This is a genomic window from Pseudomonas sp. P4_C3 (genome assembly GCF_056402075.1).
On the sequence record NZ_JBFUIC010000578.1, the window covers coordinates 1 to 1,587 of the forward strand.

Sequence of the window (1,587 nt, forward strand, 5' to 3'; positions counted from 1 at the left end):
GGGTTCCATCGACAAAAAGTTTTGAGTGGTCACCAGATTCAGATCGATATCAGCGTTCTGAGTGAAAAAACCCGGCAGTTTGGCTGCTAACCAAAGAGCCGAAAACGCTGGGGAACAGCAAAGCGTCAGCGTTCGCTTACCTGCATTGTTGGTGCGAATGCGTTCCGCTGCCTGGGAGATGTTTACGAAGGAAAGCTGCGCAGCATCGAAAAAAATGGAGCCGGCCTCAGTCAGCTCGACCGCTCGACCGACCCTCTTGAACAGATCAACCCCAAGGTACGTCTCAAGCTCTCGAATCTGACGACTGATTGCCGCTTGAGTAACGCACAGTGCCTCTGCCGCTCGCGTGAAACTCTGGTATTTGGCGGCCGCTACGAATGACTTGACTGCTTTCAGAGACGGCATTTTCAGCAACGTCATATCTGGATCGATGTGCTTAACCATAACCTAAAGTATTTAATGTCCGGTTCGGGGCCCCTTGGGAGGGCCTTAAAGGAGGAGATCGGCGGGAGGGTTCCACCTGGGAGTGCATGCTTGAGAGTAGCTGAAAGAGAAGGTCTACAACAGGGAAAACGGCGCTTCGCTGAACAACAAACACTGGCGGCATCGAAAACGGATATCAACGCAGGATCGATAACATAGCGTTATTGATTGGTCAGAAGAAATGTTGTTAGACGCTGACTCTATTAGGTAATAACTTGTCACTCAAGGCACTSCCAAATTCAGCGTCGATAAAACAAAAATAATAAACATCACATAATAAAGAGGATGGTCACAATGACTAATTCCCAACTCTTCTCCCAGCTTGACTGCCCCCAAAAGCACCGTCTTAACTGATCAAGACACGTATACCTAAATTCTTGATCTTACGCCGTAATTGCAACAGGAGGGGTTATGAGTCTTGGTGACGAGATACTCTCGGTAAAAAACATTTACAAAGTCTTTGGCCCTCAGCCGAAGCTCGCGATGGAGATGCTGGCTCGCGGTGCTGACAAGAATGAAATTTTCAGCAAAACCGGTCAAGTCGTTGGCGTTTTTAATGCCAGTTTCTCCGTAAAACGTGGAGAGATTTTCGTCATCATGGGTCTTTCCGGTTCTGGAAAGTCGACGATGGTGCGGTTATTCAATCGACTGATCGAGCCAACCTCTGGAACAATCCATCTTAACGGACAAGAAATCACCGGTCTTTCGGACGCCGACCTTCTTAGCGTTCGTCGCAAAGACATGAGTATGGTGTTTCAGTCGTTTGCGCTGATGCCACACATGAGTGTGATCGACAACGTTGCTTTCGGTCTGGAAATCTCTGGTGTCGAGGAGAGCGAGCGGCATAAGCGTGCACTTGAGGCACTCAAACAGGTAGGTCTCGAGGGACACGCCTACAGCTATCCGCACCAGCTGTCTGGCGGTATGCAGCAGCGCGTGGGTTTAGCCCGAGCGCTGGCCAATGACCCTGCCATCCTGCTGATGGATGAAGCCTTCTCTGCTCTCGACCCGTTGATTCGCAGCGAAATGCAGGGCGAATTGATCCGCCTGCAAGCAGAACAACAGCGCACCATCATCTTCATCTCGCATGACATTGAAGAGGCA

At 50.1% G+C, this 1,587-nt stretch carries 2 protein-coding genes; one reads left to right on the forward strand and one right to left on the reverse strand.

Features of this window, described 5'->3' with window-relative positions; all coding sequences use genetic code 11:
• The coding region (locus tag AC1DVH_RS30835) for a LysR family transcriptional regulator (RefSeq protein ID WP_477756975.1) at positions 1–444 on the reverse strand (444 nt) is incomplete at its 3' end.
• Positions 445–894: 450 nt separating this feature from the next.
• Here AC1DVH_RS30835 and AC1DVH_RS30840 point away from each other — a divergent pair.
• Positions 895–1,587 (forward strand): ATP-binding cassette domain-containing protein (locus AC1DVH_RS30840; RefSeq protein ID WP_477756976.1); only part of this gene is annotated, 693 nt, incomplete at its 3' end.